Genomic DNA, 1,326 nt, shown 5'->3' with positions numbered 1-1,326 from the left:
TTAGTAAAAATTAACTTTTAAACGATCATCGGCGTATGAAGACCGTGAACTGCTGCATAAATATTGTCCATGGATCTGGGACACTCTTTTTTTATGACACCAATGGCCTTTTTCACTTCTGCTTCGTGTGCAGTTCCTTCCTGCGTGAAGTCAATCACCGGGAATACTGCGGATGCGGTTCCCATTAGTTCATTTACAAATTTCATTATTTGACCACCATTTGCTTCATTTGGGCCAGGGCTATCCATGAGGATAAAATTACCATTCTCCTCAGGTAGATTAGGTAGAGAGCTAAATTTAACCTCAATCATAGGGAAATTGGCTCTTTCTTTGAAGCCTGCTAATGGTTCTCTTTTTATAATATTTTTTGAAAGTCTTACAAAATCGCTTAGTTTATCTAAATGCTCATAGATCTCATCGGCACCTTCGCAAGGCTTGGTAGCTTTGCCATATAGAATATCCTCAAAACCTTTAAAACCTATTTCACTTTTCAGTTTTTCTATTGAGATGTAATTGTATTTGTTATGTGTCTCATTATGCAGGGCTTCCAAAGGCTCCGGTTTCGCAAAACGTAAAACAGGTTTTTTATTTTCATTTAGATCTAAAGCAGGATTATGCTTAATCTGGATTGGAATAGAAGTCTTCGCACTGTTACTTTTGGGCAGCAGTTTTTGCCCAATAAGGGCGTTAATGAATGTGGACTTGCCAGAGCTGGTAGTACCAACCACCACAACCAGCATTTCTTTTTCTTTCAGTTTCACCTGCTCTTCTTTCAATATTTTATTGCTAGAATTAATGGTAGCTAGATCATATTTTTCCAGTTTCGACTGCTCTTTCGAGTTTTTTATAATTTCTCCCAGTAAATTAATATTTTGCTCCAGCATTTGGTTTGCATTTTTATAAAGCTTATCAGTAGCCTCGGCTTGGCCCAGTTTGTTTAGGGATTGCCGTGAAATAACTTCAACATTTCTACAAATGCTACTCGCTGCCCGCCTCCTGCTTCCCGTAAAGCTTGAACTGCTTATGCTATTGCGGGCAGCGGATGGCGAGAATCGGGGGTTGGTTATTGATTCCCGGGCTGGTGAAGTTGTTCTTGTAGAAATCATTGACTGCTCTCTATTGAATGCTCCAGCCTGAGCCCCTGCGCCTTCACTGCGATCATTTGGAGCTGCGATGGCCAATACATTACCACTGTCATGTGTATCTGTTTCATTATCAATAATGTTTGAATATAGCCCTTGGATTTTATCAATTACCTCGAAATCATATGCTCGGTAAGGAGTCGTCTAAAAATAACTTTCCCATTTTAAACTCAGTATTCCTGAT

The 1,326-nt window shown here is 39.4% G+C and carries 1 protein-coding gene; it reads right to left on the bottom strand.

Annotated elements, in window-relative coordinates:
* Positions 1-17 precede the first annotated feature (17 nt).
* Entirely contained in the window at positions 18-1,181 is a 1,164-nt protein-coding gene (locus KDK14_RS07840; protein WP_257264530.1) for a dynamin family protein, read from the bottom strand.
* Positions 1,182-1,326: the final 145 nt, after the last annotated feature.

This window comes from Endozoicomonas sp. ONNA2 (genome assembly GCF_024606365.1).
Taxonomy (GTDB): Bacteria; Pseudomonadota; Gammaproteobacteria; order Pseudomonadales; family Endozoicomonadaceae; genus Endozoicomonas.
Note: the sequence above shows the minus strand (reverse complement) of the source record. Positions and strands in the feature narration are given on the sequence as shown.